This window comes from Arthrobacter sp. NPDC056493 (assembly GCF_042795115.1).
In the GTDB taxonomy this organism is placed as follows: domain Bacteria; phylum Actinomycetota; class Actinomycetes; order Actinomycetales; family Micrococcaceae; genus Arthrobacter.
Genome location: NZ_JBHTSL010000048.1, coordinates 18,513 through 43,565, shown reverse-complemented (window position 1 = coordinate 43,565; position 25,053 = coordinate 18,513). Strand labels below are relative to the sequence as shown.

Below are 25,053 nucleotides of genomic sequence, written 5' to 3'. Positions count from 1 at the left end.
CGGGGCCTCCCGCCGTCGTCCGTCCCGTTGTCAGGGCAGCTGCCAGAATGCGCCTGTCAGGCCGCGCCCGTCGAGCAGCGACTGGCTGTGCTCGCGGCTGTGCGGTCTGCGTCCACTGTTCGGCGTGGTTCTGATTGCAGAACATGCGGATCATCGTGCAGGTGCGAACCACGTCATCCCACCATTCCCGGGCCGGCCTGGGAAACCGGACTGCGAGGTCCGACGGGGGCGGACCAGGCGCACCTCACCAGGCACTTCCGGCGCATCCTGGGAACCACACCAGGCGTCTTCGCCGCATAGCTACGGCCGGACTGTGTGTCCGAGCTGTTGCAGGAACCGGGCGACGGCGTCCTCCGCAGTGGGCGGCGGTCCGAAGACCTCACGCTGGCGGGCGGTGTCCGCGACGTACTTTCCGGTCTGGAACCAGTCGATCATGGCACTCATGTCACGGGCCAGCGGAACGGCCCGGCCGAGGATCTTCCCGGCACCGCGCAGGAGACCGGCCGGAATGGAACGGACGCTGATCCGTTCCCCGAGAAGCCGCCCGCTGATATCTGCAATTTGGTGCATGGACACCGGGCGGTCCCAGCCGATGTCGATGCGCGACCCGGGGGCCACGTCCGCGTCGACGGCAGCCGCCAGGTACCCGGCGAGATCGGATGTCAGCACGAACGTCATGGGGACCTGGTCCGAGCCGAACCAGGTCAGCCGGCGCTTCGCGAACGGGTCGCCGCCGAACCGGGCCACCTGGTCCAGGAAGGCACCCGGACGGAGCGCCACGAACGGAACCTGCAGTTCCTCAAGCCGGTCCTCGGCCAGCCTCTTGTGCCAGAAATGCGGCACGCCGGGCGTCTGGTCGCAGGTGAGGATGCTGGTGAGCACGAACCTGCGAACACCGGCACGGGCGGCGGCGTCGGCGAGGTTGGCATTGCCGGTGATGTCAATGTCGGCAGTGTCGCCCTTGCTGTGCCGCGTGTATCCGGCCGCCGAGGTGATGACGGCATCGGCCCCCTCCATGGCGCGGAGCACGGAATCGGGGTCCATCATGTCCCCGCGGACAACCTCCACACCGCCGTCCTGGAGCCCGGTGGCGTCCGAACCGGCCCGCACCAGGGCGCGCACCGGCTTGCCCTTGGCCTGCAGCGCGGCCACTACCTTGCCGCCCAGCATGCCGGTTCCGCCCACCACAAGTACAGGACCGCTGCTGCTCATAGTTCTCTCCTTGCTTTCCGTGCGGGTGCAGGGCCGTCAGTCACGTCCCTGCCACGTGCAAATGTCCACCACATTCCCCTCGGGGTCGATGAGGGAAACCCACGCAGGCGCGAAGCGGTCACCGAGGACGCGGCCACCGGCGGCCACGATGGCGTCGACGCGGGCCTGCGCCTGGTCATGCGGGAGCGAAACGTCCACGTGGATCCGGTTGCGCGGCGTGACAAACTCCTTGTCCTGGAACCAGGCGGGCGGACCGATCAGGTTGGGTTCGATGAGGTCCTCGTCCCCGACGGCGACGTAACCCAGCGCCGCACGCCAGAACTCCATGACGGCGGGGCGGTCGGCGGCGTCGAACGCGAGCTGGACGTGCTGCACGGCCGATGGGTCCGCCTTCAGCCCAAGCAGCGCCGCGGCACCGGAAATCCTGCGGGCAAGCTCGAGGTCGCGGTCGCTCAGCCCCACGCCTGGCGTAATCACCTGGACGGTCACGGTGTCCGGACGCAGGTCCACCAGCGGGGCGTGGCCGAGCGCTTCGGCGGCCTCCGCGATCGCGGCAACAAACTTGGCACCCGTGGCAAAGTCGCCTGTCTCGTAAAGGGTTTTCGCGCCCCAGAAGAGCACCCGCCATTCCGCGACGCCGTCGGCGGATGAGAACTCTGCATCGGAAATCGCTGTTGCCATGCCCTCCACTATTCGGACTCCGTGGGCAGGGGTCAATGGGCGCTGTCAACCCGGCCGTCCTGTCAGCTAGTAGGCTTCTTTCGGTTGGCTTCACGCCGAAGCATTATTTGGGGAATCTCTTGGGGGAAAATTTCATGAAGTACCGCTGGGCCACGTTCGCTGCCGTGGTTGGAACAATCCTGAGCCTGGCGGCAGCGCCGGCCGTGGCAGCGCCCGACCAGGCAATCTCCATCTACGGCACGCCGGTGCGGGTGGCCATTGCGGCCGACGGGACGGCCTATCTCGCCAATTACGGCCAGGGCGGAGGCGTCTTCGTGGTTCCCTCCGGTGCCACCATGTCTTCGCGGACCATCAGCACCGGCGGTCACATCACCACCGGGCTCGCGCTCGGCCCGGACGGCATGCTGTATGTGGCGACGGCGGACGACGCGGGAGATGGCGTCGTCGGGGTTATCCCGCCCGGGGCGGCCAGTGTGGCACGGACCGTTCCGGTGTCCGCCGGGCTGCATCCGCTCGCCGTGGGACCGGACGGAACGGTGTACGTCGCCAATTCCGCGGGCAACACCGTGTCCGTCATTGCGCCCAACGGCACAGCGGTGGACCGGACCGTCAAGGTAGGGGCGGGCCCGGCGGGAATAGCGGTGGGCAAGGACGGAACGGCGTTCGTGACCAATCAGACCGCCGGCACAGTCTCTGTGATCCCGGCCGGGACGGACGCGGTCTCGAAGACCATCGAGCTGGTCTCAGACACCGGAACGTCGGAGCAGCCGCACGGGATCGCTGCCGGACCTGACGGAACCGTCTACGTAGCCAACATCAAGTCCAATGACATCGCCGTCATCAAACCGGGCACCGGCACCGTGGCCGACCGGATCTATGTGGAGGGCGGCCCGCAGGACGTCGCCCTCGCCCCGGACGGCTCGCTTTATGTGACGAGCCTGCTGACCCAGAAGCTGTCCGTGATCCCACCCCACGCCAAGGCGGTGGCAGGCTCCATCCCCACCGACGGCGGCCCCGGTCACCTGGCGGTAGCCCCGGACGGTTCAGTCATCGTGGTCAGCCCCCCGGCTTCACTGCCGGGCGACGGCGCGGTAGGCAGGTACTCCGCGGCGGCCTTGGCCGCGGCGTCGCAAGGTTCGACGGCGGCAACGCCGGCTGCGTCCGGGGCGCCGAAGGCGGCCGCGCCGGCCGCAACCCAGGCCACGGAAGCAGCAGCGCAACCAGCCGCAGGCTCCTCAAACACCCTGCCCGCAGTGGCCGGCGGGGTGGGAGCGCTCGTGGTCGGCGTGGCGGTTTGGCTTCTGGTGAACGGCCGACGCCGGAAGGCCGGCCCGGCTGCCGGCGCCAGCCAGGCCGGGTAGCGGCTGTAACATCGTTCACATCCGTCGGTGAAAGGGGAGCAGTGCGCGCAACGGTCAAGGACGTCGCGCGGCATGCCGGGGTTTCACCCAAGACTGTCTCGAACGTGATGAACGGCGTGGTGCCGGTCAGCGGAGCCACCAGGCTCAAAGTGGAACAGGCCATCCTCGAACTCGACTATGTGCCCAACCTCTCCGCCCGCGGCCTGCGCAACGGCAGATCGGGAGTCATTGCCCTGGCACTGCCGGACCTGGCCACGCCGTACTCCGCTGAAATCGCGCACAACGTGGTGGAGGTGGCCCACGAACAGGGCTGGAGCGTCCAGATCGAGGAAACCGGATCCGATCCCCGGCGCGAATACGAACTGATGTCGCGCGCGCGGTCCAACCTCATCGACGGGCTGATCCTGAACCCCGTGGTGCTGGACGAGACCGCCGTCCAAGTGGGCGTCTCCCTCCCCCCGGTGGTCCTGCTGGGGGAGGTGTCCCAACAGCTGGCGGACCGGGTGTGGGTGGACAGCGTGGCGGCCGCGCGCGATATGACCCTCGCGCTGGCCCGGACGGGCCGCCGCCGTATCGCGGTGCTCGGAACAGCAGAAGGACGGCACTCGGCAGCTGCAGTTCTGCGCACCCGCGGCTACCAGGCGGCGCTCAAGGAACTCGGCATTGACCGGGATGACTCATTGCTCATCCCCTGCGAGAAGTGGACACCCGACACGGCGGCGGGCGCCATGGCCTCGTATCTGGACTCGCACCCGCTTCCGGACGCGCTGTTCTGCTTCACCGACTCCATGGCCATCGGCGCGCTCAGCGTGCTGTGGAAACGGGGAATCAGGGTCCCGGACGACGTTGCTGTGGCCGGCTTCGACGACATCGCCGACGGGCAATTTGCCGTGCCGTCGCTCACCACCGTGTCCTTCGACAAGCGCCGGGTGGCCAGCGAGGCCCTGCGCCTCCTCACCGAGCGGATGGCCGACCGTACCGGCGGGCAGCGCGTGGTCACGGTCGACTACACCATCGTGGAGCGGGACAGCACCCGCAGCTAAACGAGACCGCCACATCATCTTGTTGGCGCTAACAATTTTTCCTTGTGCCGCGTTTTACAACGATGTAATGTGAGGTCTGCGTCACACGCCAGACTGCACCGGACCCGGGATGCAGCGAACCGGAACACCTGGCGCGGTGCCATCAGGATTACTTTCAGCGGACCCATCCAAAGGAGTGACGGGTGAAGCAGTTTGAATTTTTCGGCGGGAAACAGTTGTCCCGCAAGCAGTTGCCCGACAGGCAGGTGTCACGGCGGCAGCTGCTGGCAGGAACCGCAGCCATGGGTAGCCTGTTCGCCGCGGCCGGCCTCACGGGCTGCGGCGGAACCGCCTCGGCGGCGGCCGTGCGGGACATTGCGTTCTGGCACCTGCTGTCCGGCGGCGACGGCATCAAGATGCAGGCCATGATCAGCGCGGCGAACGGGGCCAACCCCGGCTTCAAAGTGCATCCGACCGTCCTTGCCTGGGGTCCGCCCTACTACACAAAGCTGGCAATGGCGTCGGCCGGCGGCCGGCCGCCCGAACTGGCCATCATGCACGCGAGCCGGGTGCCCGGCTACGCGCCCGGCGGACTCATTGACCCCTGGGACATGTCGCTGCTGGCGGAACACGGCGTTACGGCCGGGAGCTTCGCCCCAAGGATCTGGGACAAGAGCCAGCACAACGGCCAGGTGTTCTCCATCGCCCTGGACTCCCACCCATTCGTCATGTTCTACAACACCGATATTGCCGGCAAGGCGGGACTGCTCGCCGCGAACGGCCAGCTGCAGGAGGTGACGTCACCGCAGGACTTCCTCGCCATGGCCCGCGAGATGCAGAAAGTGACGCAGGCGCACGGACTGTCCTTCGGCTACCTCGGCAGCGGATCGCAGATGTGGCGCCTGTTCTACACGCTCTACAAGCAGCACGGCGCTGACATGGAGCTCACCCCGGGCCAGCCGATGAAGGCGGACCGGGATGCCGCCGTCGAGTCCCTGGAATTCATGGCCTCTCTGTTTGATGACACCGTCGCCGCCAAGAGCGGGGACATCGGCACGGGCATCGCCGAATTCGCCCGCGGCGGTTCGGGGATGCTGTTCAGCGGCGTCTGGGAACTACCCACCTTCAAGAAGGCGGAGCTGCCCGTCGACGCCGCCACCATCCCCACGCTCTACGGGACCCCGGCGTCGTACGCGGACTCGCACTCCTTCGTCCTCCCGCGCCAATTGAACGTCGACGACCAGAAGCGGCGCGACGTGTACAAGTTCGTCAGCGACATCCTCAAGGGGTCACTGTCCTGGGCCGAGGCCGGCCACATTCCGGCCTACCAGCCCATTGTCCAGTCGCAGGCCTACCGGGAACTCACACCCCAGATCCACTACGCCAACGCCGCCGACATCATCGCCTACGACCCCGAGGCCTGGTTCAGCGGCTCGGGCTCGGACTGGCAGACCTACTTTGCGGAAAACGTGCAGAACGTACTCCTCGGCCGCGACAAGGCAGCCGACGGCTGGGACGCCTTTGTGCGGCGCACCAACACCCTTCTTTCCCGGCCCAACCCGGTCTGAGGCCACTGAGCTTAAGCACTAAGCGACAAAGGAGTCCCCGATGAGTTCCTTAGCAACATCCCAAGACGCCGGGCAGAAGGCGCCGGCACTGACCGGCCGGCCCCGTCGAAACCAGCCCCGTGGAAACCCTTCCAAAACCGACCCGCCCCAGTCGAGTCCGCGCCGGACCCGGGACAACCTCAACGGCTGGGGCTTCGCCGCCCCGTTCCTGGCGTTCTTTTTGGTGTTCCTCGTCTGGCCGCTGCTTTACGGCCTGTACATGAGCCTCACCGGCAAGTCACTGACGGGAGCCAATGACAGCCTGATCGGCCTGGCCAACTACGCCGAAGCCCTGGCGGACGCCGACATGTGGCATTCCCTGGGCAACACCCTCTACTTCACGGTGATCAGTACCGTTCCGCTGGTGCTCGTGGCCCTCGTCATGGCAGCGCTGGTCAACGTGGGGCTGCCGGCGCAGTGGCTGTGGCGGCTGTCCTACTTTGCGCCGTACCTGCTGGCCTCCACCGTGGTGTCCCTCTTCTTCTCCTGGATGTACAACCCCCAGCTGGGCCTGATTAACGACTCCCTCGCGAAAATCGGACTGCCGAAGGTGGCCTGGCTGAACGACCCGAACGTGGCCATGTGGGCCATCGTCATCGCCACCCTCTGGTGGACGGTGGGCTTCAACTTCCTGCTGTACCTGGCCGCCATGCAGAACATCCCCGCCCAGCACTACGAGGCCGCCTCACTGGACGGGGCCGGAGCCTGGCGGCAGTTCTTCTCCATTACGCTGCCGCAGCTGACCCCGACCACCGTGATGATCGTGCTCCTGCAGATGCTGGCCTCGCTGAAGATCTTCGATCAGGTGTACCAGATGACGGCCGGCGGCCCGGCGGGATCAACCCGGCCGGTGGTGCAGTACATCTTCGAAACCGGGTTCACCGGCTACCGGCTGGGCTACTCCGCAGCCATCTCCTACATCTTCTTCGGGCTGATCGTGGCCGTCTCGGTCATGCAGTTCTTCATCACTCGCCGCAGGAGTGCATAACCATGGCAACCCAGACACTCACCCGACCCGCCCCCCGCAGTACATCAGCCTCAACGCTCCGCCGGCCCCGCAGGAAAATGACGGCCGGCAGGGCCGCCGTCCTGGCGGTCGCCGCGATCCTGGCCGTCCTTTGGCTTATTCCCTTCGCCTGGGCAACGGCCACCGCTTTCAAGAGTGAAACGGATGCCGCGGCGCCGAAAGTAAGCTGGATCCCGCCGTCGGGCTTTACCGCCGACGCCTTCATCAAGGTGTTCCAGGACGGCAACATCCCGCTGTGGACGTGGAACTCCCTCTACACCTCCGCGGCCATCACCGTGATCACGCTGGCCATCTCCGCGCTGGTGGCCTACGCCCTGTCCCGCATCGACTTCCGGGGCAAGAAGGTGCTGATGACGGTGATCATCGCCTCCATCATCATTCCGCCGCCGGTGCTGATCATCCCGCTGTTCTACCAAATGCTGGCGCTGCACATGATCGACACGTCGTGGGCCATCATCCTGCCGCAGGTCATCCACCCCGCCATGGTGTTCGTGCTCAAGAAGTTCTTCGATCAGATCCCGCGTGAACTGGAGGAAGCAGCGGTGATGGACGGCGCAAGCCGGATGCGGATCTTCACCCAGATCATCCTGCCGCTCTCACGGCCCATCCTGGCCGCCGTCGCGATCTTCGTGTTCATCGGCGCGTGGAACAACTTCCTCTGGCCCTTCATCTCCACCAACGACGGCTCCATCCTGACCCTGCCGGTGGGGCTGCAGACCATCAAGAGCGCCTACGGCATCCAGTACGCACAGAACATGGCCTCCGCGCTGCTCGCGGCGCTGCCGCTCATCCTCGTTTTCCTGTTCTTCCAGCGCCAGATCATCAAGGGCGTTGCGACGACGGGACTCGCCGGGACCTGATCCGGCACCTTCGCTTTCAACTGATTTTCAACAGATTAGAACCACGACCAAGGAGATACCCCACATGTCCCGCGCAAGGATCACCCTCGACCGCGACTTCACCATCGGGGAAGTGCCCCGCCGCCTCTTCGGCTCCTTCGTGGAGCACATGGGCCGCTGCGTCTACACCGGCATCTACGAACCCGGTCACCCTGAGGCCGACGACAACGGCTTCCGGCAGGACGTGCTCAAGCTCGTCAAGGAGCTCGGGGCCACCGTCATCCGCTACCCCGGCGGCAACTTCGTCTCCGGCTACAACTGGGAGGACGGCATCGGCCCCCGGGAAAACCGGCCCCGCCGGCTCGACGGCGCCTGGCACACCCTGGAGACCAACGCCTTCGGCCTGCACGAGTTCGTCGACTGGTCCCGGCAGGCCGGCACCGAAATCATGGAAGCCATCAACCTGGGCACCAGGGGAGTGGACGCGGCCCGCGAGATCGTGGAGTACGCCAACCACCCGGGCGGCACCTACCTGTCCGACCTGCGGGCCAGGAACGGGCACAAGGACCCGTTCAACATCAAGCTTTGGTGCCTCGGCAATGAAATGGACGGGCCCTGGCAGATCGGCCACAAAACCGCCGAGGAGTACGGCCGGCTGGCCCAGGAAGCCGCCAAGGCCATGCGGTTCGTGGACCCGGACATCGAACTGGTGGCCTGCGGCAGCTCCAACTCCGGCATGCCCACCTTCGGCGCCTGGGAGCAGACAGTGCTGACCCACGCCTACGAGGAAGTGGACTACGTCTCGCTCCACGCCTACTACCAGGAGCACGACGGCGACGTCGGCAGCTTCCTCGCCAGCGCGGTCGACACCGACTACTTCATCGAATCGGTGATCGCCACCGCCGACGCCGTCCGGGCGAAGGGCAAGCACAAGAAGCACATCAACCTGTCCTTCGACGAGTGGAACGTCTGGTACCAGCGCGGCCTGGACACCGAGGACCAGCCGCACAACGTCTCCAAGGCGGGCTGGCGCGAGCACCCCAGGGTCATCGAGGACAAGTACAACGTGACGGACGCCGTCGTCGTCGGAACGCTGCTCAACTCGCTGCTCCGCCACGGCGACCGGGTCAAGATCGCCAACCAGGCGCAGCTGGTCAACGTGATCGCCCCGATCTTCAGCGAGGAGAACGGCCCGGCCTGGCGCCAGAGCATCTTCCACCCCTTCGCCCGGATGGCCGAACTGGCGAAGGGGCAGATCCTGCGCCTGTCCGTCGACTCGGACAAGTACGGGAACGCCCGGTTTGGCGACACCGACCTTGTGGACGTCAGTGCGACGTGGAACGAGGAAACCGGCCGGGTGGCGCTGTTCTTCGCGAACCGCGGCCTGGAGGAGGCGGCCGACGTCGAGGTGGCACTCCGCGGCTTCGACGCCCGGCAGGTGCTGCGTGCCGAGGTCCTGGAAATCCCTGAAGGCGGGGACCGCTTCACCATCAACACCCAGGGCAGCCCGGACCGCGTGGGCCTCAAGCCCCTCGACGGGGCGAAGGCCACCGGCTCCGAGCTCCGGCTGACCCTCCCGGCCCTGTCCTGGGCCGTCGTTGAGCTGGACGTGGTCAAGAACTGATCCTCCCCGGGCCTGTGGAGGGCGTTATGTACATTCGTACGCAACAAGTGTACGTTTGTACATAACGCCTTCCGGAAGGATCTATTGTGGAGCAGTACTTTGCCGGTGACAGCCGGACGATGCAGGAGCGGATGCTCGCCGGGGACCTGTACATCGCCGACGACCCCAACCTCGCCGCCGACAACGCGCGCGGCATGGAGCTCGCCGACCGCTACGGCCGGACGTGGGCCACGGACCGGGATGGGGCCAAGCGGATCCTGGCCGACCTCCTTGGTGCGATCGGCGAGGACACGGACATCCGGCCGCCGCTGTTCGTGGACTACGGCAAGTACATCCGGATCGGTTCCCGGACCTTCATCAACTTCAACTTCACGGCCCTGGACGTTGCGGCCATCACCATCGGCGACGACGTGCAGATTGGCCCGAACGTCCAGCTGCTCACGCCCACCCACCCGGTGGAGCCCGGACCGCGCCGGGACAAGCTCGAAGCCGCGAAGCCCATCACCATCGGCGACAACGTCTGGATCGGCGGCGGCGCAATCATCCTGCCCGGCGTGACCGTGGGGGAGAACTCCGTGATCGGCGCCGGTGCCGTGGTGACCAGGGACGTGCCGGCGAACGTCGTGGCCGTCGGCAACCCCGCCCGCGTCGTCCGCAGCCTGTGAGCGTGCGGCGCCACGACCCCAACCGCCGGCAGCGGCTCATCGAGGTGGCGCTGGATGTCATCGCCGAACATGGCGTTGCCGCCACCACCCACCGGAAAGTTGCCCAGGCCGCGGACGTGCCCCTCGGCTCGCTGACCTACCACTTCAAGGGCCTGGACGACCTGTTTGCGGCCGCCTTCACGAAGCTTGCCGACGAGACCGCGGACGGATTCGAAGCCGTCCTGTCCGGCGCCGACGGCCCGGACGCTGCGCGGGAAGCGGTGGTGGGGCTCATCACCGGGGAGTTGCTGGGGGAACGCCGGAACATCCTGCTGACCTACGAGCTCTATGCCCTGGCCGCGCGCCGGCCGGACCTGCGCCGGGTAACCGACACGTGGATGGCCAGGAGCCGTGCCGCCCTAGCACGGCACTTCGATCCCGCCACAACGGTGATGCTTGACGCCCTGATCGAGGGCCTCTCCATCCACCGGGCGCTGGCCCTGAACCCCATGTCCGCCGAGACCGTTCGCGACGCCGTGAACAGAATAGTGACCCCGCAGTGAACAACTCTTCGACAAGAGCGCAGACCGCCGCCGTCGTCCTCTCCGCCCCGCCCGGCAGGAACGGCAAGGCCCGCGCCGCGGTGGCCATCCTCTTCCTCACCAACGGCGCGCTCTTCGCCAACCTGCTGCCCCGGTACCCGGCCATCATGGCGGACCTGGGCCTGAGCAACGCGCAATTCGGCCTTGCCGTGGCGGCATTCCCGCTCGGCGCTCTTCTCGCAGGACTCGCCGCCGGAGTGCTGATCCGCCGCTTCCGGTCCTCGCGGGTGGCGGTGGCGGGCACCATCCTGACCAGTGCGGGCATCCTGTGCGCGGGCATGGCGCCGTCCTGGGCGGCGCTCGCCGCGGCGCTCTTCTTCGCCGGAGCCATGGACGCCGTGACGGACGTGGCGCAGAACGCCCACGGGCTGCGCGTCCAGCGGCTGTACCAGCGCTCCATCATCAACTCCCTGCACGCGGTGTGGAGCATTGGCGCGGTGCTGGGCGGCCTGATGGGCGCCGCGGCGGCGGGCCTGAATCTTGCGCCCGGAATCCACCTCTCGATTTCTGCCGCGCTGTTCGCGGCGCTGACGCTATGCTGCTACCGCTTCCTCCTCCCGGGACCGGAAACTGACGACGGCGGTGCTGCCGCCGCTGATGCGGCGAACGGAACAACGGCGAACGGAACAGCGGCACCGGCTTTGGGCCCGGCGTCGGCCGCCCGGGGAGCAGTCGCCAAGTACGGCGTCCTGGCTGCCCTGGTGCTCATCGCCACGGCAGGCGCCCTCGTGGAGGACGCCGGCAGTTCGTGGTCAGCCATCTACCTCAGCGACACCCTCGGGGCGGCCACCACCATCGCCGGCCTGGGCTTTGTGGCGCTGACCGGCGCCCAGTTCATTGGCCGCCTGCTGGGCGACCGGCTCGTTGACCGGTTTGGCCAGCGCACGGTGGCGCGGGCCGGCGGTGTGATCGCCGCCGTCGGGATGGGCACTGCCCTGGCTGTCCCCAGCATCCCCGGGACCATTCTCGGCTTCGCGGCGGCCGGCCTCGGCGTGGCAACCCTCGTGCCCGCGGCCATGCACGCAGCGGACGAGCTCCCCGGGCTGCGGCCCGGGACAGGGCTCACGATGGTGAGCTGGCTGATGCGCGTTGGCTTCCTGGTCTCGCCGCCGCTCGTGGGCGCCATCGCCGATGCCGCCAGCCTGCGCGTCGGCCTCATCGTAGTGCCGCTGGCAGGCATTCTGGTCCTGGCGCTATCTGCGGTGCTGGCCAAACGTAGGCAGTTGGTTTCCAGTCATTGAAATCGCCGGAGGCAAGGCAGGGCCGATCGAGCCACGCTTACTCAGGTGAACATGATCAACGTGGAACCGCGCTGCCGAATCATCCTGGACAACGACTGGGCAGGTGATCCGGACGGACTGATCGGGTTGGCCCATCACGCGTTGTCTCCCGCGAACCGGATCATCGCGATCACGAGCTCGCTGACCAACCCGATGTTCGGGCCGCCTGAAGGCATGGCACAGGCAGGGGCGGGCCTGGCTGAGGACCTGCTTCGGGTCCTGAAGCTCCCGGAGCTGGCAACCGTACACGCGGGCCCGGACACTTCTTTTACCGGGCAACGCCGGGACAATGCGGCAGCACGGGCCATCATTGGCGCCGTCAAGGCCGGCACCTCTGACGACATTCCTCTGATCCTCGTGTGTGCCGGTCCGCTGACGAATGTCGCCGACGCACTCCTCGTGGAACCGGAAATCGCCGCCTTGTTCAGGCTTGCCTGGGTCGGCGGGTCCGCTGCGAACGAGGATGAATACAACTACTACACGGATCCTGCCGCCGCCCGGTTTGTGCTGGACAATCAGCAGCTCGGCGTGTGGCAGTTTCCTTTGGAAACCTACCGCCAGCTTGTCATTTCTGTTGCCGAACTCGACTATTCGCTTAAAACGGCGGGCCCGGGCGGTGCCTGGCTGTGGGAGCGGTTCAACACCGTGCAGGTCCCTGACTTCGTCAAATTCGGTCCGCTGTGGTGTCTGGGGGACAGCGCGCCACTTGTCGTCACCGGGCTCGACGACGTCACGTGCACCTTCGAGGAAACAGACAGCCTGCCCTCCAGGAGGACCTACACGGGCGTGGACTCCAGACTGATCATCGGAGACTTTTTTGCGCGGCTGCGGCTGCACAACTAAACGCACGCCCGGCGCCGTCGTCCTCCCGAACCTGACGTGATGGCGGGATTCGAACCCGCGTCAACGGTTTTGCAGACCGCTCCCTGGCCTCTCGGGCACACCACGTACCGGTAGCCTAGGCAAAGCCCGGGCAAGGTGTCCTCTGTGTGTAGAACTCGGTCGTTACGTTGCGGCTGACTACGCCGGAGCTGGACGGAACTACGCGGCCTGGTAGCCCGCCAGATCCAGCGTGTAGACCACCAGCTGGACTTTCGGGGCGGGCCGCGGCCGTTCCCGTTCCGGCCGCCGGACAAAGCCGAAGCGCCGGTAGAGCTGCTGCGACCGCTCGTTCTCCGCCCCGGTGTCGAGCACCAGGCCGCCGGCGCCGGTGGCCTGCGCGAGGTTTGCCGACTCGGCGAGCAGCCTCCAGCCGATGCCCGAGCGGCGGGCCTGCGGCAGCACCGCCAGCAGCCGCAGCTCCATCTCGCCGTCGAGTGCCTGGCGTGCCAGGGGTGAACCAAAAGGCAACAGGCTCGCGGTACCCGCCAGGCCGCCGTCGGCCGCGTCCTCGGCGACCAGAAGCACACCCTCCCTGGCACGGGCCGCGGCGTCGAGCAGCAGTTCGAGGCGCTCGGAATCAGGCGCCGTGGCGCCCGGGAGGTGGTGCCCGAAGCCCTCGTAGGTCACGCGGCCCACGGCGTCGAGCTCTGATTCCGCAGCCTCGCGGATCCGGTACTGTGTTGCCGTTCCTGACAGTGTCACGCGTGCACTCCTTTGAGGTTGAGGGGCTGGCCGCAGGCCTGCATCACAGGCTAAACGCGCCCCGCGAGCGGCTCCCACACCAGCGACATACCCCGACGTTCTTCGTCACCCAGGGCACGCATTTCGGGCTGTTTTGTTACGCCCCGCTTCGGGCCGTGAAGCTGCGTTTCCATGCGCGTCAGTTCGTTGCGGCCCGGGTTGGGAAGCGGGCCGCAAGGTGCTTGATTGGGTCTACACGCTTCGAAAGGACTCGCCATGACGGAACTCTCAGACCTCAGCCCGCGCCGGATCCGCAACGTGCTGGGCCACTTCGCAACGGGCCTGACCGTGATCACCGCGGCCACCGAGAACGGCCCTGCCGGGTTCACCTGCCAGTCCTTCGCGTCCCTCTCGCTGGAACCGGCGCTGGTGACCTTCAGCCCCGCACGGACCTCCAGCACCTGGCCGCTGCTGCGCGCGGCGGGCCGCTTCACCATCAACATCCTTCCCGCAGACCACCAGCACCTGGCGGCCCAGTTCGCGCGGTCCGGTGCGGACAAGTTCGCGGGCGTCGACCACTCGCCGTCGCCCCTCGGCAACCCCGTCCTCGACGGCGCCCTGGCCTGGGTGGACTGCGAATTGCACCAGGAGTACGACGGCGGTGACCACACCATTGTGGTGGCCGCGGTTCATGCGCTGAGCGCCCGTTCCGAGGTCGATCCCCTCCTCTTCTTCAAGGGCGACTACGTCTCCGTGCAGGCGCGGGCCAAGATCCTGGAGGGCGTCGCATGACACGGGGCGGCGTGGCGAGGGTGAAGGCCACGTCCCGGCGGCGTGGCCGCCGGTCCGCGCAGCCGGAAACCAGCGACGACGTCTGGCAGCCCGCGGAGGACTGGGAAGCCATCACGGTGGGGGCCACGGTTGAAGTCACCCTTCCCGCCGGGCACTCCTACACTGGCCGGGTCGACTCAAAGACGCCGGACTCCGACCTGGTGTGGGTCATCGATTCCGGCGGCCAGGGGCGCCAGATGTACGGCAACCGCGACGGCGTGCGCCTCCGCCCGGCACCGGGGAGGCGGGCATGAGCGTCCTTCTGCTGTCCGCGGCCTTCGTTGCCCTCCTCGCGGCGGGCGGCGTGTGGGCGGCGTTGCCGCTGCTGACCGGTGCGGCTGACGCTTTCCACGGGGCTGAAGCGGACCGGGCCGCAAACCTGGATCCCCCTTCCGCAGACGCCGCCTTCAACGTTTACCCCTACGGCTGGAAGCCGTAGGGGTTTTCGCTTTCAAACTGCCGGCCACGCTAGCTAGCCTGTCACCGCTCCGGCGATCCGGCCGTCAACCAGCACCGCCAGCAGACCACCATCCAGCAGGCCACCATCCAGCAGACCACCGTCCGGCCGGACGCCGCCGGGCCGGACGCCGCCGGGCAGTACATCTGCCAGCAGCTCGCCGGTTCCAAGGGTGGTGAACGCAACCCCGTGCCGTGCCGCGGGTTCCCGTGCCTGCGACGGTCCTGCCGCCAAGGCGGCCTGCAGCGAACCCAGCGTCACCGCCGCCGCGACCTCCCTCGGGTGGACGCTCCCGTACGAGGTCCCGCGGTCCAGGGCCACGAAGGCAGGTTCACCGTCCTCCAGGCCGCGCCGCTGCAGCTCGGTGTGCGCCTCGGCCACGGTGCACGAGACGGGCAGAATGTGCACGCCCGCGGCAGGAGAGGGCAGCAGGCTCCCTGCGGTGCCCTCCTCGGCCGCGGGCTTGAGGAAGCCCGCGGATGTCAGCCAGCCGTCGTCGAAATACGTGGAGAGGTAGTTGCGCCCGGAATCGGGAATGATCACCACGATCGTGTGGGTCTCGTCCAGTTCTTCAGCCAGCCGCAGGGCTGCGGCCAGCGCAGTGCCGGCCGTGCCGCTGATGAGCAGGCCCTCTTCCCGGGCGGCCTTCCGGGCGGTCAGGATGGACTCCCTGTCGCTGACCCGCACGTAGCGGTCCACCAGGGAGGTATCGAAAGCCTGGGGCCAGACGTCCTCGACTGAATCGGGATGGACGGCGTGGCCGGCCCCTTCGACGTATTTGGCGGCCCCGTCGCCGCCGCCGTACGCGGAGTGGTCGGGGTCGGCGGCCACCACCTGGACCGATCCGCCGCTTGCCTGTTTGAGGAACCGGCCCGTCCCGGTGATGGTCCCGCCGGTGCCCACGCTGGCCACCAAATGGGTGACCGCGCCATTGGTGTCGCGCCAGATCTCCGGGCCCGTCGATTCCACGTGGGCGCCGGGGTTGGCCGGGTTGTCGTACTGCTGCGCCAGCCACGCGCCCGGGGTGGCCTCGGCGAACCGGGCCGCGCGGTTGGCCAGGTGGTCCGGGTGGCTGCGCGGAACGAAGTCCGCCACGAGATGCACCTCTGCGCCGTAGGCTCGCAGGAGCCGGATCTTCTCGGCAGCGGTGGCCGCAGGGGCGAACACCACCGCGCGGTAGCCGAGGTGGGCTGCCACGAGGCTCAGGCCGATCCCCGTATTGCCGCTGGTGCCTTCAACCACGGTGCCGCCCGGCGCGAGCAGGCCGTCCCGCTCCGCCGCACGGATCATGGACAGCGCGGCGCGGTCCTTGACACTGCCGCCGATGTTCTGGAACTCCAGCTTGGCGTAGATGCGCGGGCGCAGCCCGTCACTCAGCCGGGTGAGCCTGACCAACGGGGTGTTGCCGATGGCGTCCAGCACCGACTCGTAGATTGTCATGGCTGGAACGGTAGGCCGCCGGGCATCCGGCCGCAAAAGGCCTTAAGCCGTGTTGCCAAGCGTGTCTCTCCATGAGCTTTGATGTCGGTTTTCCGGGTGTTTGGGTCAAATTACGACGGCGGCCGGGCGGGTTCCGTCACCGGCGTTCACGGGGGTTCACCCTCGGACCCGCGATGCAGGGGCGGCCGCCGGCCAGCCGTAGAGTCCGGACATGGGGCGGGGAGCAACAGACACGGATACATCAGCACGCGCCGGCCTGTGGTTGTGCCTCGGCGCCGGCTTCATCACCCTCCTTGACCAGTCGGTTTTTGTCCTCGCCGTTCCGGCGATGACCGCCGGGCTGGATGCGGACGCTGCGCAGGTGCAGTGGATTCTGGCCAGCTATTCGCTGGCGTTCGGAGTGGCGCTGGTTCCGGCGGGACGGCTCGGGGACGTCCTGGGCAGGAGGGCGCTCTTCATCGCGGGCATAACGGTGTTTGGCGCCTTCAGCCTGGTGGGCGGACTGGCCTCCGACCCGGCTCTGGTGGTCGCTGCCCGGCTGCTCCAGGGGCTCGGCGCCGGCACCCTGAATCCGCAGGTCCTGGGTCTCCTCCAGGACCTGTTTTCCGGAACCCGACGGGCCAAGGCACTGGGCTACTACGCCGCCGCCGGGGGCTTCGCCGCCGTGTGCGGCCCCCTTGCCGGCGGCCTGGTCCTGTCCGCGGCCGGGGACTCTGCCGGGTGGCGGGTGCTCTTCCTCATCAACGTCCCGCTGGTGGTGCTGCTGGTGCCGCTGGCGTTCCGGTTTCTGCCGGCACGCCCCGGCCGGGACCGCCACCCCGGCTCCGCGTCCATCGACGGGGTAGGCGCCCTGCTGCTGGGTGCCGTGGTGGTGGCCTTCCTCGTCCCCACGGTCTACGGCACGCCGGAGTCGTCCCCGGCCTGGCTGGCCGCAGGAGCAACGGTGCTCCTGGGTTTTGCGGGCTGGGAGCTGCTGTATCACCGGCGCGGGCGGACGCCATTGCTCAGCGCAGGGCTGGTCCGTTCCGGGGGCTACGTGCTGGGCACGGTGGTGGCGCTGTGCCAGTTCGGCGTGGGCGCTGCGATGTCCGCGGTCACGGCTTTCTACTTTCTGTCCGGAAGCGGCCTCGCCCCGCTCGCCGCGGCAGGCATCCTGGCACCCCAGTCCGCCGGCATGCTGCTGGCCTCCGGGTCCAGCTGGCGGTTCGTCGCCAGGTTCGGCCGGGCCGGCATCGTCGTCGCACTGGCCGCCAGCTTCGCCACCCTCGTCGCCAAGGATGCTGCGGTGCAGCACCTGGACCACTCGGCCGCGGCGCTGGCTGTTGCCGGGGTGGGCCTGGTCCAGGGAGCGGCGACGGGCCTCGTGGTGGCGCCCAACCAGGCCCTGACGCTGGGGCACGCGCCGGCCGGGACCGCCGGGGTGGCTGCCGGCTTCTACCAGCTGAGCCAACGGTTCTCGGCGGCGCTGTGTTCGGCCGCCGTGGCCGGGCTGTTCCTGCACGCAGGATCCGGTTTAGGCAGTGCTGCCGGGTCCGTGGCCGCGGGCAACGGCTACCGCGGCGCCTTCCATGACGGCATCATCCTGTGTTCGGCCCTGACCGCCGTTGCCATCGCCGCCGGCAGCCTCGACTGGATCCGGACCGCGGTGGTGCGCCGCCGGAACGGCAACGCCACCCGCCCCGCTGTAGCGGAACGGACGGCATCGGCGGAAGGGACGGCGTCGGCGGACCAGGCTTTGGCGGACTCCCGCTAGACGGCCGCCGGCTGGGCCGGCTCGTCGATTTCCACCGTCGGCCCGCTGGCGGGAACCCCGGCGTCGCGCAGTGCCGGGAACCCGCCGTCGACATGCACGGCACGGGCGTAGCCGAGCAGCCGGAGTTTTTCGGCCACGGGACGCGAGCCGTTGACCGAGCCGCAGAAGACGACGATCTGCTGGTCCGTTCCGGTCACGCCGGTGAGACGGGCGGGGGAATCCGGCCCAAAGTCCTGTGCCACGTTCTCGCGGTCCACCACGACAGCCGCCGGAACGCTGCCTGTGCTGGCCCTGCCCTTGTCGCTGCGGACGTCGATCAGGAGGGCCCCCGCGCCGATAAGCCGTGCGGCTTCATCGGCGCTGATCAGCTGCGGATCGTTGGTGGTTTGTTCGGTGCTCATTTGGTGCTCCTTCGAATGTTTGTTAATGATGGGAAGGGTGTCAGGACAGTCCCCAGGCCTGCGCGAGCAGCTCCTGGGACCGGATCCGGTCGGACTGGTGGTGGGTGATGGTGGTGACCAGCAGTTCATTGGCTCCGGTGGCGCGCTGCAGGGTGCGCAGCCCCTCCGCCACCTGCACGGGGTCGCCCACGAAGCGGGTGTCCAGCCTGTCCTGGATGAGGTCCGCTTCGGCCGGCTCCAGCTCCGGCCGGCGTTCGGCATCCTCGGGCGCGGGGTAGGGAATGGCGCCGCGGCCGGTCCTGATGCTGTGGACCCAGTCCGCGTACCCGGCTGCGATGGTCCTGGCCCGGGATTCGGTCTCAGCCACCACGACGTCGGCGGAAACGGCTACGTACGGCTCAGCCAGGGTGGCGGACGGTTTGAAATGCGACCGGTATTCGCCGACGGACTCCAGGACCGCGGCCGGGGCCACATGATAGTTCGCCCCGAAGGGCAGGCCGAGCTTTCCGGCGAGCCGGGCACTGGGGCCGGCGCTGGACCCGTGGATCCAGAACCCGGGAGCGTGGCCCTGCGCCGGGTGGACGGTGACTTCCGTGCCCTGCGCTGCGCGGTATTCGCCGGCGAAGAACGCGATGATGTCCTGGACGTCGTTTTCGAAGTTGTCCGCATCACCGGCCACCCGCCCCAGCAGATCGGCCTGGACCTGGAAGCGCTCGGGAAACTTCCTGCCGAACAGCGGCCGCGGGGCCGGGATCACCAGGCCGTCCACCACGCGGTTCCCCGAAGGGCCGGAGGAGGCCGGCGAAGGGGCCAGCGGAGCGGGAGCCCCGGCCTCTTCGGCCGGCACCTTGGGCACCCCGGACCTGCCAAAGCCGAGGTCCACGCGCCCCGGGTACAGGGCGGACAGTGTCCCGATGTTTTCGGCGATCTGCACCGGCCGGTAGTTACCCAGGATGGTGGCCGCCGTTCCCACCCGGATGCTGCTCGTCGCCGCGGCAATGAGGGCGGACAGGACGTGCGGGGCGGAGCCGGCAACGCCCGGACTCAAGTGGTGTTCGGCCAGCCAATAGCGGCTGTACCCCAGCGCCTCTGCCGAGACGGCCAGCGCAATGCTGTTCCGCAGGGCGTCTGCGGCAGTCTGGCCGGCGGAGACGGGGCTGAGATCAAGGACCGAGAGGGGAACCGCGGAAGGCTTGGGCATGGCAGAACACTACGGAGCGTCCGGCGCCGGCCAAACTCCTCCGTCACCGTCCTCAACGTCCGGAAACCGGGGGTAACCGGAGCCCAAAATCCGTCACAAATGAAGGCTGCGCATGACGGAATGCACCGCTGCTTGACGCGGTATTTCCCGAATTGACACCACGAGACCGGCGGTTTGGAAAAGTCCGGCCAGCCCTCCTAGATTCAACGTCTAGGTCCAGAGTCAGCACGCCAAGGACCGGCTCGTGCTGCGGCAACCCTCAGGCATTTGATGGCGGGGTGCTCCGGAAACAGACCTGGCCGCATTGCGGCAAGTGAATGTCGAGACGGCCGTCCGCGGCCCCTAAAAAGAGGGAACCATGCCTTCATTACCCACACCCAAAAACCGTTCCGCCGTGCTCGGCATCGAGCTCGACGGGGACGGCGCACACCCGGCCGCCTGGCGATTCGCCGCGCACGAGCCCGGCGCGTTGCTCACCGGCAGCCGCATCCGGGAAACCGTCCAGGCAGCGGACATCGCCGGCTTTCACCTGGCCACGTTCAGAGACTCACGGACCACGGACACCGGGGCCGCCGGAGTCGCGGGACGGATAGATGCCGTGCAGCGTGCGGCCTTCGCCTCGACGGTAACAAGGTCGATCGGCCTGGTGCCCGAAGCGGGCGTGGTCTACACGGAGCCCTTCCACGTGGCCACCCAGCTGGCGAGCCTGGACTATTCCTCCCGCGGCCGGGCAGGGTGGCTGGTCAGCGCAGAGAACACGCCGCAGGAAGCACGTTCCGTGGGCCGCGACCAACTTCCCGCCGGGGAGGCCGGCGCGGAGGCGGCGGACGTCGTCGAAAGCGCCCGGCGGCTGTGGGATTCGTGGGAAGACGACGCCGTGATCCGGGACGAGGCCACCGGCCGGTTCCTCGACGCGGGCAAGCTGCACTATGCGGATTTCGAGGGAAACCGGTTTTCCGTGAAGGGCCCGTCGATCATTCCGCGCCCCTTCCAGGGGCAACTGCCGGTAATTGCCCCGGCGGCGCTGCTGCCCGCCGTCGAAGCCGACGTGGCGCTGGTAACCGCGGCCAAGCCGGAGGAGCTGGCGCCAGCTGCGGAGGCTGCAAGGAACGCCGGCGCCCCGCGCACACTCCTGGAACTGGACGTGGTCCTCGACGCCCGTGGCCAGCGGGCAGCCGACCGGCTGGCCGAACTGGAAGCGCACGAGCCATGGCAGGGCGGCGCCCGCTACGTGGGAGACGCGGCCGGGCTGGTGGAGCTCCTCGCCGAGCTGTTCCAGCAGGGCGACGGGGTCTGGATCAGCCCCGCGGTGCTGGACACCGACCTTCCGGAGCTGGCCGCCCTGGTGCTCCCGGAACTTCGGCGCAGCGGCCTGCTGTCCAGCCCCCTCCCGGGCAGCACCCTGCGTGAATCCTTCGGCCTGCCCCGTCCCGCCAACCGCTATGCCGCCGCCGCGGCCCTCTAGAGAGGCCAGACCCATGAGCACCCCCTCGCGCACTGCCGGTAACGGCCAGATCCAGTTCGGCGTCTTCTTCCAGGGCGTCAACCACACCACAGTCTGGCGTGATCCAGAGAGCGGATCCCAGACCGACTTCGAATCTTTCCGCCGGGTGGCACAGACCGCAGAACGCGGCCTCTTCACGGCCTTCTTCCTGGGCGAAGGGCTGCGGCTCCGCGAACACCTGGGCCGGATCCACGAGCTCGACGTCGCGGGCCGGCCGGACGCGCAGACGGCCCTCGCGGCCCTGGCTGCAGTGACCACCAACATCGGACTCGTGGCCACGCAGAACACCACCTACAACGATCCCGCCGACCTGGCCCACCGGCTGTCCAGCCTGGACCTTCTCTCGGGCGGCCGGGCGGCGTGGAACATCGTGACCACGGACAACGCCTGGACCGGTGCCAACTTCCGGCGCGGCGGGTTCCTGGCTCACGAGGACCGCTACATCCGGGCCGAAGCATTCGTCCAGACCGCCAAAGCGATCTGGGATTCCTGGGCTGACGGCGCAATCGCCGGGTCCCGGGGCTCCCGCAGATGGCTGGCCGAGGACGGCATCACCTCCGTCCGCCGCAAGGACGCGAGTTTCGACGTCGAAGTCACCGGCCGCCTCCCGCGCTCCGGCCAGCAGCACCCGGTCCTGTTCCAGGCCGGCGACTCCCCGGACGGGCGCGACTTCGCGGTCCGCAACGCCGACGTCATCTTCTCCCGGCACGCCGGGCTGGAGGAGGCCAAGAAGTTCCGGGAGGACATTGTGGCCCGGACGCTAAAGGCAGGCCGGCCGGCGGATGACGTCAAGATCTTCCCGGGACAGGAGTTCATCCTGGCACCCACCGCCAAGGAAGCGGAGGAAAAGCACCAGTGGGTCCGCGAACGGCAGGTGGGTCCGCAGACCGCCATTGCGTTCCTGGAGCAGTTCTGGGGCCGCACCCTCAGCGAATACGACCCCGACGGCCCGCTTCCCGACGTCGACCCCGTCGTAGACGTCACCGACCCCACCCGGGGCAACGCGTTCCATGGAAAGAACGCCCGGGAGCTTGCCGCGGAGTGGCGGGCCGAGGCGAAGGAGAAGGGGCAGTCCATCAGGCAGTTCGTCTCCGGCCGCGCCCAGCTCAACGGCCGGGGCCTGGTCGGTTCCTACGACGACGTCGCCGACCTGCTGGCCGAATACGCCCATTCCGGTGCCGTGGACGGTTTCAACATCACGCCCTGGATCGTCCCCTCCGGACTCGACGACATCGTCAACGAGCTTGTCCCCAGGCTGCAGGACCGAGGGGTCTACCGGACCGGATACGAGGGCACCACGCTCCGCGAAAACCTGGGGCTCCGCGCCCCGCTGTCACACCGCAGCGGCTCCCTGGCATCGGTGGGCACCAACGAAAACGAGGAAGTCGCATGACCACCCGAAACATCCACGCTGCTTCCACCCGTCCTGAACCGGCCAGGGCACGGCGGATCGGCAGGACAGCGGCCGCCGGTGCGCTGCTGGGAACCGTTACGCTGCTGCTCGCCGCGTGCGGCGGAACGTCCGACGCCGGATCCCAGCCGGGTGCCAGCGGCACCCCTGTCCGGGGCGGCAACCTCAATTTCGCGGTTTCCGTGGACCGCGGGTGCATCGATCCGCAGCAGGTGGGCAACAACGACGCGATCGCCGTCGCCCGCCAGACGGTGGCGTCGCTGACCTCCCAGGACCCGGACACCGGCGAGATCGTGCCGTGGCTGGCCGAGAAGTTTGAGGCGAACAAGGACGCCACGAGCTTCACGTTCACGCTCCGGAGCGGGGCCACCTTCGCCGACGGGACACCCATTGACGCCCAGTCGGTCAAGACCAACTTCGAGGCGATCAAGGCCCTCGGCGCCAAAGCCACGCTGGGTTCCACGTACCTGAGCGACGTCAGCGGCATCACGGTCAAGGATCCGAAGACGGTGGTGGTGGATTTCGCGAAGCCGAACGCCCAGTTCCTGCAGGCCACCTCCACCTTCACCCTCGGGCTGCTCTCCCCGGCGTCGGCGAAACTCAGAGCGGCCGACCGGTGCGCCGGCAAATTCGACGGATCGGGCCCGTTCACCGTGAAGAGCTACACGGTGGACAAGGAAGCAGTCCTGCAGCGCCGGGCAGGATATGCGTGGCCGGCCTCCACGAACAGCAACAAGGGTGAGGCCTACCTGGACACCGTCACCTTCAAGATCATCCCGGAAGCAGGCAACCGGACCGGCAGCCTGCAGTCCGGGCAGATCGATGCCACAGCGGCCATCTCCGCTGCGGACATCAAGCTCTTTGACGGCAACGGCTTCTGGAAGGAGACCAGGGCGAACCCGGGCGTGGTCTACAACCTGTACTCCAACGAGTCCACACCGAAGCTCAAGGAGACGGCGGTGCGCCAGGCGATTTCCAAGGCCATCAACCGCGAGGAAATCACCAAGACGCTGCTGACCGAGGCAGACCAGCCCGCCAAGGGAGTGCTGTCCCACACCACCCCGTTCTTCCAGGACTTCAGCGATCTGCTGAAGTTCGATCCCGACGGCGCCAAGAAGCTCCTGGACGACGCCGGATGGAAGCCCGGAGCGGACGGCATCCGCGCCAAGAACGGCCAGAAGCTCTCCTTCTCGGTCACCTACTGGCAGTCGCCGAAGGAAGTGCTGGAACTCGTGCAGCAGCAGCTCAAGGCGGTGGGCATCGACCTTCAGCTGAAGTTCACCACCATCGCTGACGTCACGGCAGCCCAGGCGAACAAGGACTACGACTTCTCCTACGGCAACCTGACCCGCAGCGATCCGGATGTCCTGCGGACCGTCTTCGGCGCCAACACGGCCCGCGGCGGCAGCAACCTCCGCTCTGCTTTGCCGGTGGACACCACCCTTGGCGAGCAGGCAGCCGCACTGGACAAGGGCGCACGGCAGAAGCTCGTGGACCAGGCCCAGGAGACACTCATCAAGGACGCGCACTCCATCCCGCTGTACGAGCTCTCCACCACGATCTCCGCCAGCGAGAAGGTGCACGACCTGAAGTTCGAGGCCTCCAGCCGCCTGGACTTCTACGACGCCTGGCTGGCCAAGTAGTGTTCCGCTACATCGGGCAACGTCTCTTGCAGGGTGCCTTTGTTCTCTGGGCGGCCTACACCGTCTCCTTCTTCATCCTTTACCTGCTCCCGGGCGACGCCGTCAGCATCATGGCCAGCGGGGACGAACAGAATTCCGTGGACCCTGCGCTCGTGGCGAAGCTCCGCAGCGAATACGGGCTGGACCGGCCGCTACACGAGCAGTACCTCATCGCCCTGGGCAGGGCCCTGCAGCTCGACTTCGGCATCTCCATCAAGAACGGCGTGGCTGCCACGCAGTCCGTGGCCGAGGTCCTGCCGGAAACCATCAAACTGGCCGCCGCGGGATTCGCCCTGGCCGTACTGCTCGGCAGCGCCCTGGCCACCGCGGCCACCTTCAGCCGGAACCCCTGGGTGCGGCAGGCCCTCGGCTCGCTGCCCCCGCTCGGGATCGCCGTGCCGACGTTCTGGATCGGGCTGCTGCTCCTGCAGCTGTTCTCCTTCCGGCTACGGATGTTTCCGGCGATCGGCAACGACGGCGCCGCCAGCATCGTCCTGCCGGCACTTACCCTGGCGATCCCGACGGCGGCCGTCATCGCCCAGCTGCTGTCCCGCAGCCTGCGGCAGACCCTCGGCGAGCCGTACATCGAGCAGGTCCGGGCCAAGGGTGCCAGCGAAGCACTCATCAACTTCGGGCACGCCCTCCGCAACGCGGCCATCCCCACCCTGACGATGCTTGGAATCCTGGTGGGGAACCTGCTGGCCGGTGCCGTGGTCAGTGAAACCGTATTTTCGCGCGCCGGCATCGGCCGGCTCACGGTCACGGCCGTCAACAGCCGGGACATTCCCGTGGTGCAGACGCTCGTTGTCCTCGCGGCCGCCATCTTCGTGGTCACCAGCCTCGTGGTGGACCTGATCTACCCTCTCGTGGATCCCCGCATCAACGTCGGCAAGACGGCCAAGGCCTAGGAG

The 25,053-nt window shown here is 67.9% G+C and carries 24 protein-coding genes, 1 tRNA gene, 1 pseudogene and 1 riboswitch; of the genes and pseudogenes, 18 read left to right on the top strand and 8 right to left on the bottom strand.

Going from position 1 to position 25,053, the window contains the following annotated elements; all coding sequences use genetic code 11:
- From ACFQ50_RS17750 to ACFQ50_RS17740, 3 genes and pseudogenes are all read right to left on the bottom strand, one after another.
- Positions 1 to 172, bottom strand: a pseudogene (locus ACFQ50_RS17750) (hypothetical protein); the annotation flags it as partial.
- Between the two features lie 128 nt (positions 173 to 300).
- Positions 301 to 1,212 carry an SDR family oxidoreductase gene (locus tag ACFQ50_RS17745; RefSeq protein WP_377996962.1) on the bottom strand — a complete coding sequence of 304 codons (912 nt, stop codon included), beginning with the start codon at positions 1,210 to 1,212 and terminating at the stop codon, positions 301 to 303.
- Positions 1,213 to 1,248: 36 nt separating this feature from the next.
- The gene (locus ACFQ50_RS17740) at positions 1,249 to 1,893 is read right to left on the bottom strand and encodes a VOC family protein (RefSeq protein ID WP_377996961.1); all 645 of its coding nucleotides are present in this window, start codon (positions 1,891 to 1,893) and stop codon (positions 1,249 to 1,251) included.
- A gap of 134 nt (positions 1,894 to 2,027) precedes the next feature.
- Here ACFQ50_RS17740 and ACFQ50_RS17735 point away from each other — a divergent pair, with 134 nt between their 5' ends.
- The 10 genes from ACFQ50_RS17735 (at position 2,028) to ACFQ50_RS17690 (ending at position 12,742) form a co-directional block, all read left to right on the top strand.
- Entirely contained in the window at positions 2,028 to 3,254 is a 1,227-nt protein-coding gene (locus tag ACFQ50_RS17735) for a DUF5074 domain-containing protein (protein WP_377996960.1), read from the top strand.
- Between the two features lie 41 nt (positions 3,255 to 3,295).
- Positions 3,296 to 4,297, top strand: coding sequence for a LacI family DNA-binding transcriptional regulator (locus ACFQ50_RS17730; protein WP_377996959.1), 1,002 nt, complete (start codon positions 3,296 to 3,298; stop codon positions 4,295 to 4,297).
- Positions 4,298 to 4,479: 182 nt separating this feature from the next.
- Positions 4,480 to 5,844, top strand: a complete 1,365-nt coding sequence (locus tag ACFQ50_RS17725; RefSeq protein ID WP_377996958.1) for an extracellular solute-binding protein — start codon at positions 4,480 to 4,482, stop codon at positions 5,842 to 5,844.
- A 40-nt stretch (positions 5,845 to 5,884) separates the two neighbouring features.
- Entirely contained in the window at positions 5,885 to 6,871 is a 987-nt protein-coding gene (locus ACFQ50_RS17720) for a carbohydrate ABC transporter permease (protein WP_377996957.1), read from the top strand.
- Between the two features lie 2 nt (positions 6,872 to 6,873).
- A complete protein-coding gene (locus tag ACFQ50_RS17715) occupies positions 6,874 to 7,770 on the top strand; it encodes a carbohydrate ABC transporter permease (RefSeq protein ID WP_377996956.1) in 897 nt (298 codons plus the stop codon).
- Between the two features lie 64 nt (positions 7,771 to 7,834).
- Positions 7,835 to 9,373 carry an alpha-N-arabinofuranosidase gene (locus ACFQ50_RS17710; RefSeq protein WP_377996955.1) on the top strand — a complete coding sequence of 513 codons (1,539 nt, stop codon included), beginning with the start codon at positions 7,835 to 7,837 and terminating at the stop codon, positions 9,371 to 9,373.
- A gap of 83 nt (positions 9,374 to 9,456) precedes the next feature.
- Positions 9,457 to 10,038 (top strand): sugar O-acetyltransferase, encoded by a 582-nt coding sequence (locus ACFQ50_RS17705; protein ID WP_377996964.1) that lies wholly within the window; start codon positions 9,457 to 9,459, stop codon positions 10,036 to 10,038.
- A 2-nt stretch (positions 10,039 to 10,040) separates the two neighbouring features.
- Positions 10,041 to 10,580, top strand: a complete 540-nt coding sequence (locus ACFQ50_RS17700) for a TetR/AcrR family transcriptional regulator (RefSeq protein ID WP_377996954.1) — start codon at positions 10,041 to 10,043, stop codon at positions 10,578 to 10,580.
- Entirely contained in the window at positions 10,577 to 11,860 is a 1,284-nt protein-coding gene (locus tag ACFQ50_RS17695) for an MFS transporter (protein WP_377996953.1), read from the top strand. The genes ACFQ50_RS17700 and ACFQ50_RS17695 overlap by 4 nt, the downstream gene beginning before the upstream one ends.
- Before the next feature lie 51 nt (positions 11,861 to 11,911).
- The gene (locus ACFQ50_RS17690; RefSeq protein WP_377996963.1) at positions 11,912 to 12,742 is read left to right on the top strand and encodes a nucleoside hydrolase; all 831 of its coding nucleotides are present in this window, start codon (positions 11,912 to 11,914) and stop codon (positions 12,740 to 12,742) included.
- A 34-nt stretch (positions 12,743 to 12,776) separates the two neighbouring features.
- Here ACFQ50_RS17690 and ACFQ50_RS17685 read toward each other — a convergent pair.
- Positions 12,777 to 12,847 (bottom strand) — tRNA-Cys (locus ACFQ50_RS17685).
- A gap of 93 nt (positions 12,848 to 12,940) precedes the next feature.
- Positions 12,941 to 13,483 carry a GNAT family N-acetyltransferase gene (locus tag ACFQ50_RS17680; protein ID WP_377996952.1) on the bottom strand — a complete coding sequence of 181 codons (543 nt, stop codon included), beginning with the start codon at positions 13,481 to 13,483 and terminating at the stop codon, positions 12,941 to 12,943.
- Positions 13,484 to 13,738: 255 nt separating this feature from the next.
- Here ACFQ50_RS17680 and ACFQ50_RS17675 point away from each other — a divergent pair, with 255 nt between their 5' ends.
- From ACFQ50_RS17675 to ACFQ50_RS17665, 3 genes are read left to right on the top strand one after another with little or no spacing between them, the layout of a single operon-like run.
- Positions 13,739 to 14,254, top strand: a complete 516-nt coding sequence (locus ACFQ50_RS17675; protein WP_377996951.1) for a flavin reductase family protein — start codon at positions 13,739 to 13,741, stop codon at positions 14,252 to 14,254.
- Positions 14,251 to 14,547: a hypothetical protein gene (locus ACFQ50_RS17670; RefSeq protein ID WP_377996950.1), complete on the top strand. Its 297-nt coding sequence runs from the start codon at positions 14,251 to 14,253 to the stop codon at positions 14,545 to 14,547. Before ACFQ50_RS17675 ends, ACFQ50_RS17670 begins: the two co-directional genes overlap by 4 nt.
- Positions 14,544 to 14,732: a hypothetical protein gene (locus ACFQ50_RS17665; protein WP_377996949.1), complete on the top strand. Its 189-nt coding sequence runs from the start codon at positions 14,544 to 14,546 to the stop codon at positions 14,730 to 14,732. The genes ACFQ50_RS17670 and ACFQ50_RS17665 overlap by 4 nt, the downstream gene beginning before the upstream one ends.
- A gap of 33 nt (positions 14,733 to 14,765) precedes the next feature.
- On the opposite strand, the gene ACFQ50_RS17660 is transcribed toward ACFQ50_RS17665, so the two are convergent.
- Positions 14,766 to 16,190: a PLP-dependent cysteine synthase family protein gene (locus ACFQ50_RS17660; protein WP_377996948.1), complete on the bottom strand. Its 1,425-nt coding sequence runs from the start codon at positions 16,188 to 16,190 to the stop codon at positions 14,766 to 14,768.
- A 211-nt stretch (positions 16,191 to 16,401) separates the two neighbouring features.
- Here ACFQ50_RS17660 and ACFQ50_RS17655 point away from each other — a divergent pair, with 211 nt between their 5' ends.
- Positions 16,402 to 17,943 (top strand): MFS transporter, encoded by a 1,542-nt coding sequence (locus tag ACFQ50_RS17655; protein WP_377996947.1) that lies wholly within the window; start codon positions 16,402 to 16,404, stop codon positions 17,941 to 17,943.
- On the opposite strand, the gene ACFQ50_RS17650 is transcribed toward ACFQ50_RS17655, so the two are convergent.
- Positions 17,940 to 18,344: a rhodanese-like domain-containing protein gene (locus ACFQ50_RS17650; RefSeq protein ID WP_377996946.1), complete on the bottom strand. Its 405-nt coding sequence runs from the start codon at positions 18,342 to 18,344 to the stop codon at positions 17,940 to 17,942. The genes ACFQ50_RS17655 and ACFQ50_RS17650 overlap by 4 nt on opposite strands.
- 40 nt (positions 18,345 to 18,384) lie before the next feature.
- Positions 18,385 to 19,545, bottom strand: coding sequence for an LLM class flavin-dependent oxidoreductase (locus tag ACFQ50_RS17645; RefSeq protein ID WP_377996945.1), 1,161 nt, complete (start codon positions 19,543 to 19,545; stop codon positions 18,385 to 18,387).
- Between the two features lie 213 nt (positions 19,546 to 19,758).
- A riboswitch (SAM riboswitch) is annotated at positions 19,759 to 19,867 on the top strand.
- 36 nt (positions 19,868 to 19,903) lie between these two features.
- On the opposite strand from ACFQ50_RS17645, the gene ACFQ50_RS17640 reads away from it, so the two are divergent.
- The 4 genes from ACFQ50_RS17640 to ACFQ50_RS17625 are packed head-to-tail and all read left to right on the top strand — an operon-like array spanning position 19,904 to position 25,050.
- Entirely contained in the window at positions 19,904 to 21,010 is a 1,107-nt protein-coding gene (locus ACFQ50_RS17640; RefSeq protein WP_377996944.1) for an LLM class flavin-dependent oxidoreductase, read from the top strand.
- A gap of 13 nt (positions 21,011 to 21,023) precedes the next feature.
- Positions 21,024 to 22,442 (top strand): NtaA/DmoA family FMN-dependent monooxygenase, encoded by a 1,419-nt coding sequence (locus ACFQ50_RS17635; RefSeq protein WP_377996943.1) that lies wholly within the window; start codon positions 21,024 to 21,026, stop codon positions 22,440 to 22,442.
- Positions 22,439 to 24,103, top strand: coding sequence for an ABC transporter substrate-binding protein (locus tag ACFQ50_RS17630; RefSeq protein ID WP_377996942.1), 1,665 nt, complete (start codon positions 22,439 to 22,441; stop codon positions 24,101 to 24,103). Before ACFQ50_RS17635 ends, ACFQ50_RS17630 begins: the two co-directional genes overlap by 4 nt.
- Entirely contained in the window at positions 24,103 to 25,050 is a 948-nt protein-coding gene (locus ACFQ50_RS17625; protein ID WP_377996941.1) for an ABC transporter permease, read from the top strand. The genes ACFQ50_RS17630 and ACFQ50_RS17625 overlap by 1 nt, the downstream gene beginning before the upstream one ends.
- Positions 25,051 to 25,053: the final 3 nt, after the last annotated feature.

Excerpts from the sequence above, each read along its gene's own strand:
- ACFQ50_RS17645 (WP_377996945.1), bottom strand. The coding sequence starts at position 19,545 with ATGCCCAAGCCTTCCGCGGTTCCCCTCTCGGTCCTTGATCTCAGCCCC.
- ACFQ50_RS17715 (WP_377996956.1), top strand. The coding sequence starts at position 6,874 with ATGGCAACCCAGACACTCACCCGACCCGCCCCCCGCAGTACATCAGCC.
- ACFQ50_RS17640 (WP_377996944.1), top strand. The coding sequence starts at position 19,904 with ATGCCTTCATTACCCACACCCAAAAACCGTTCCGCCGTGCTCGGCATC.
- ACFQ50_RS17635 (WP_377996943.1), top strand. The coding sequence starts at position 21,024 with ATGAGCACCCCCTCGCGCACTGCCGGTAACGGCCAGATCCAGTTCGGC.
- ACFQ50_RS17710 (WP_377996955.1), top strand. The coding sequence starts at position 7,835 with ATGTCCCGCGCAAGGATCACCCTCGACCGCGACTTCACCATCGGGGAA.
- ACFQ50_RS17740 (WP_377996961.1), bottom strand. The coding sequence starts at position 1,893 with ATGGCAACAGCGATTTCCGATGCAGAGTTCTCATCCGCCGACGGCGTC.
- ACFQ50_RS17690 (WP_377996963.1), top strand. The coding sequence starts at position 11,912 with ATGATCAACGTGGAACCGCGCTGCCGAATCATCCTGGACAACGACTGG.
- ACFQ50_RS17655 (WP_377996947.1), top strand. The coding sequence starts at position 16,402 with ATGGGGCGGGGAGCAACAGACACGGATACATCAGCACGCGCCGGCCTG.
- ACFQ50_RS17665 (WP_377996949.1), top strand. The coding sequence starts at position 14,544 with ATGAGCGTCCTTCTGCTGTCCGCGGCCTTCGTTGCCCTCCTCGCGGCG.
- ACFQ50_RS17660 (WP_377996948.1), bottom strand. The coding sequence starts at position 16,190 with ATGACAATCTACGAGTCGGTGCTGGACGCCATCGGCAACACCCCGTTG.
- ACFQ50_RS17650 (WP_377996946.1), bottom strand. The coding sequence starts at position 18,344 with ATGAGCACCGAACAAACCACCAACGATCCGCAGCTGATCAGCGCCGAT.
- ACFQ50_RS17745 (WP_377996962.1), bottom strand. The coding sequence starts at position 1,212 with ATGAGCAGCAGCGGTCCTGTACTTGTGGTGGGCGGAACCGGCATGCTG.
- ACFQ50_RS17670 (WP_377996950.1), top strand. The coding sequence starts at position 14,251 with ATGACACGGGGCGGCGTGGCGAGGGTGAAGGCCACGTCCCGGCGGCGT.
- ACFQ50_RS17720 (WP_377996957.1), top strand. The coding sequence starts at position 5,885 with ATGAGTTCCTTAGCAACATCCCAAGACGCCGGGCAGAAGGCGCCGGCA.
- ACFQ50_RS17735 (WP_377996960.1), top strand. The coding sequence starts at position 2,028 with ATGAAGTACCGCTGGGCCACGTTCGCTGCCGTGGTTGGAACAATCCTG.
- ACFQ50_RS17675 (WP_377996951.1), top strand. The coding sequence starts at position 13,739 with ATGACGGAACTCTCAGACCTCAGCCCGCGCCGGATCCGCAACGTGCTG.
- ACFQ50_RS17630 (WP_377996942.1), top strand. The coding sequence starts at position 22,439 with ATGACCACCCGAAACATCCACGCTGCTTCCACCCGTCCTGAACCGGCC.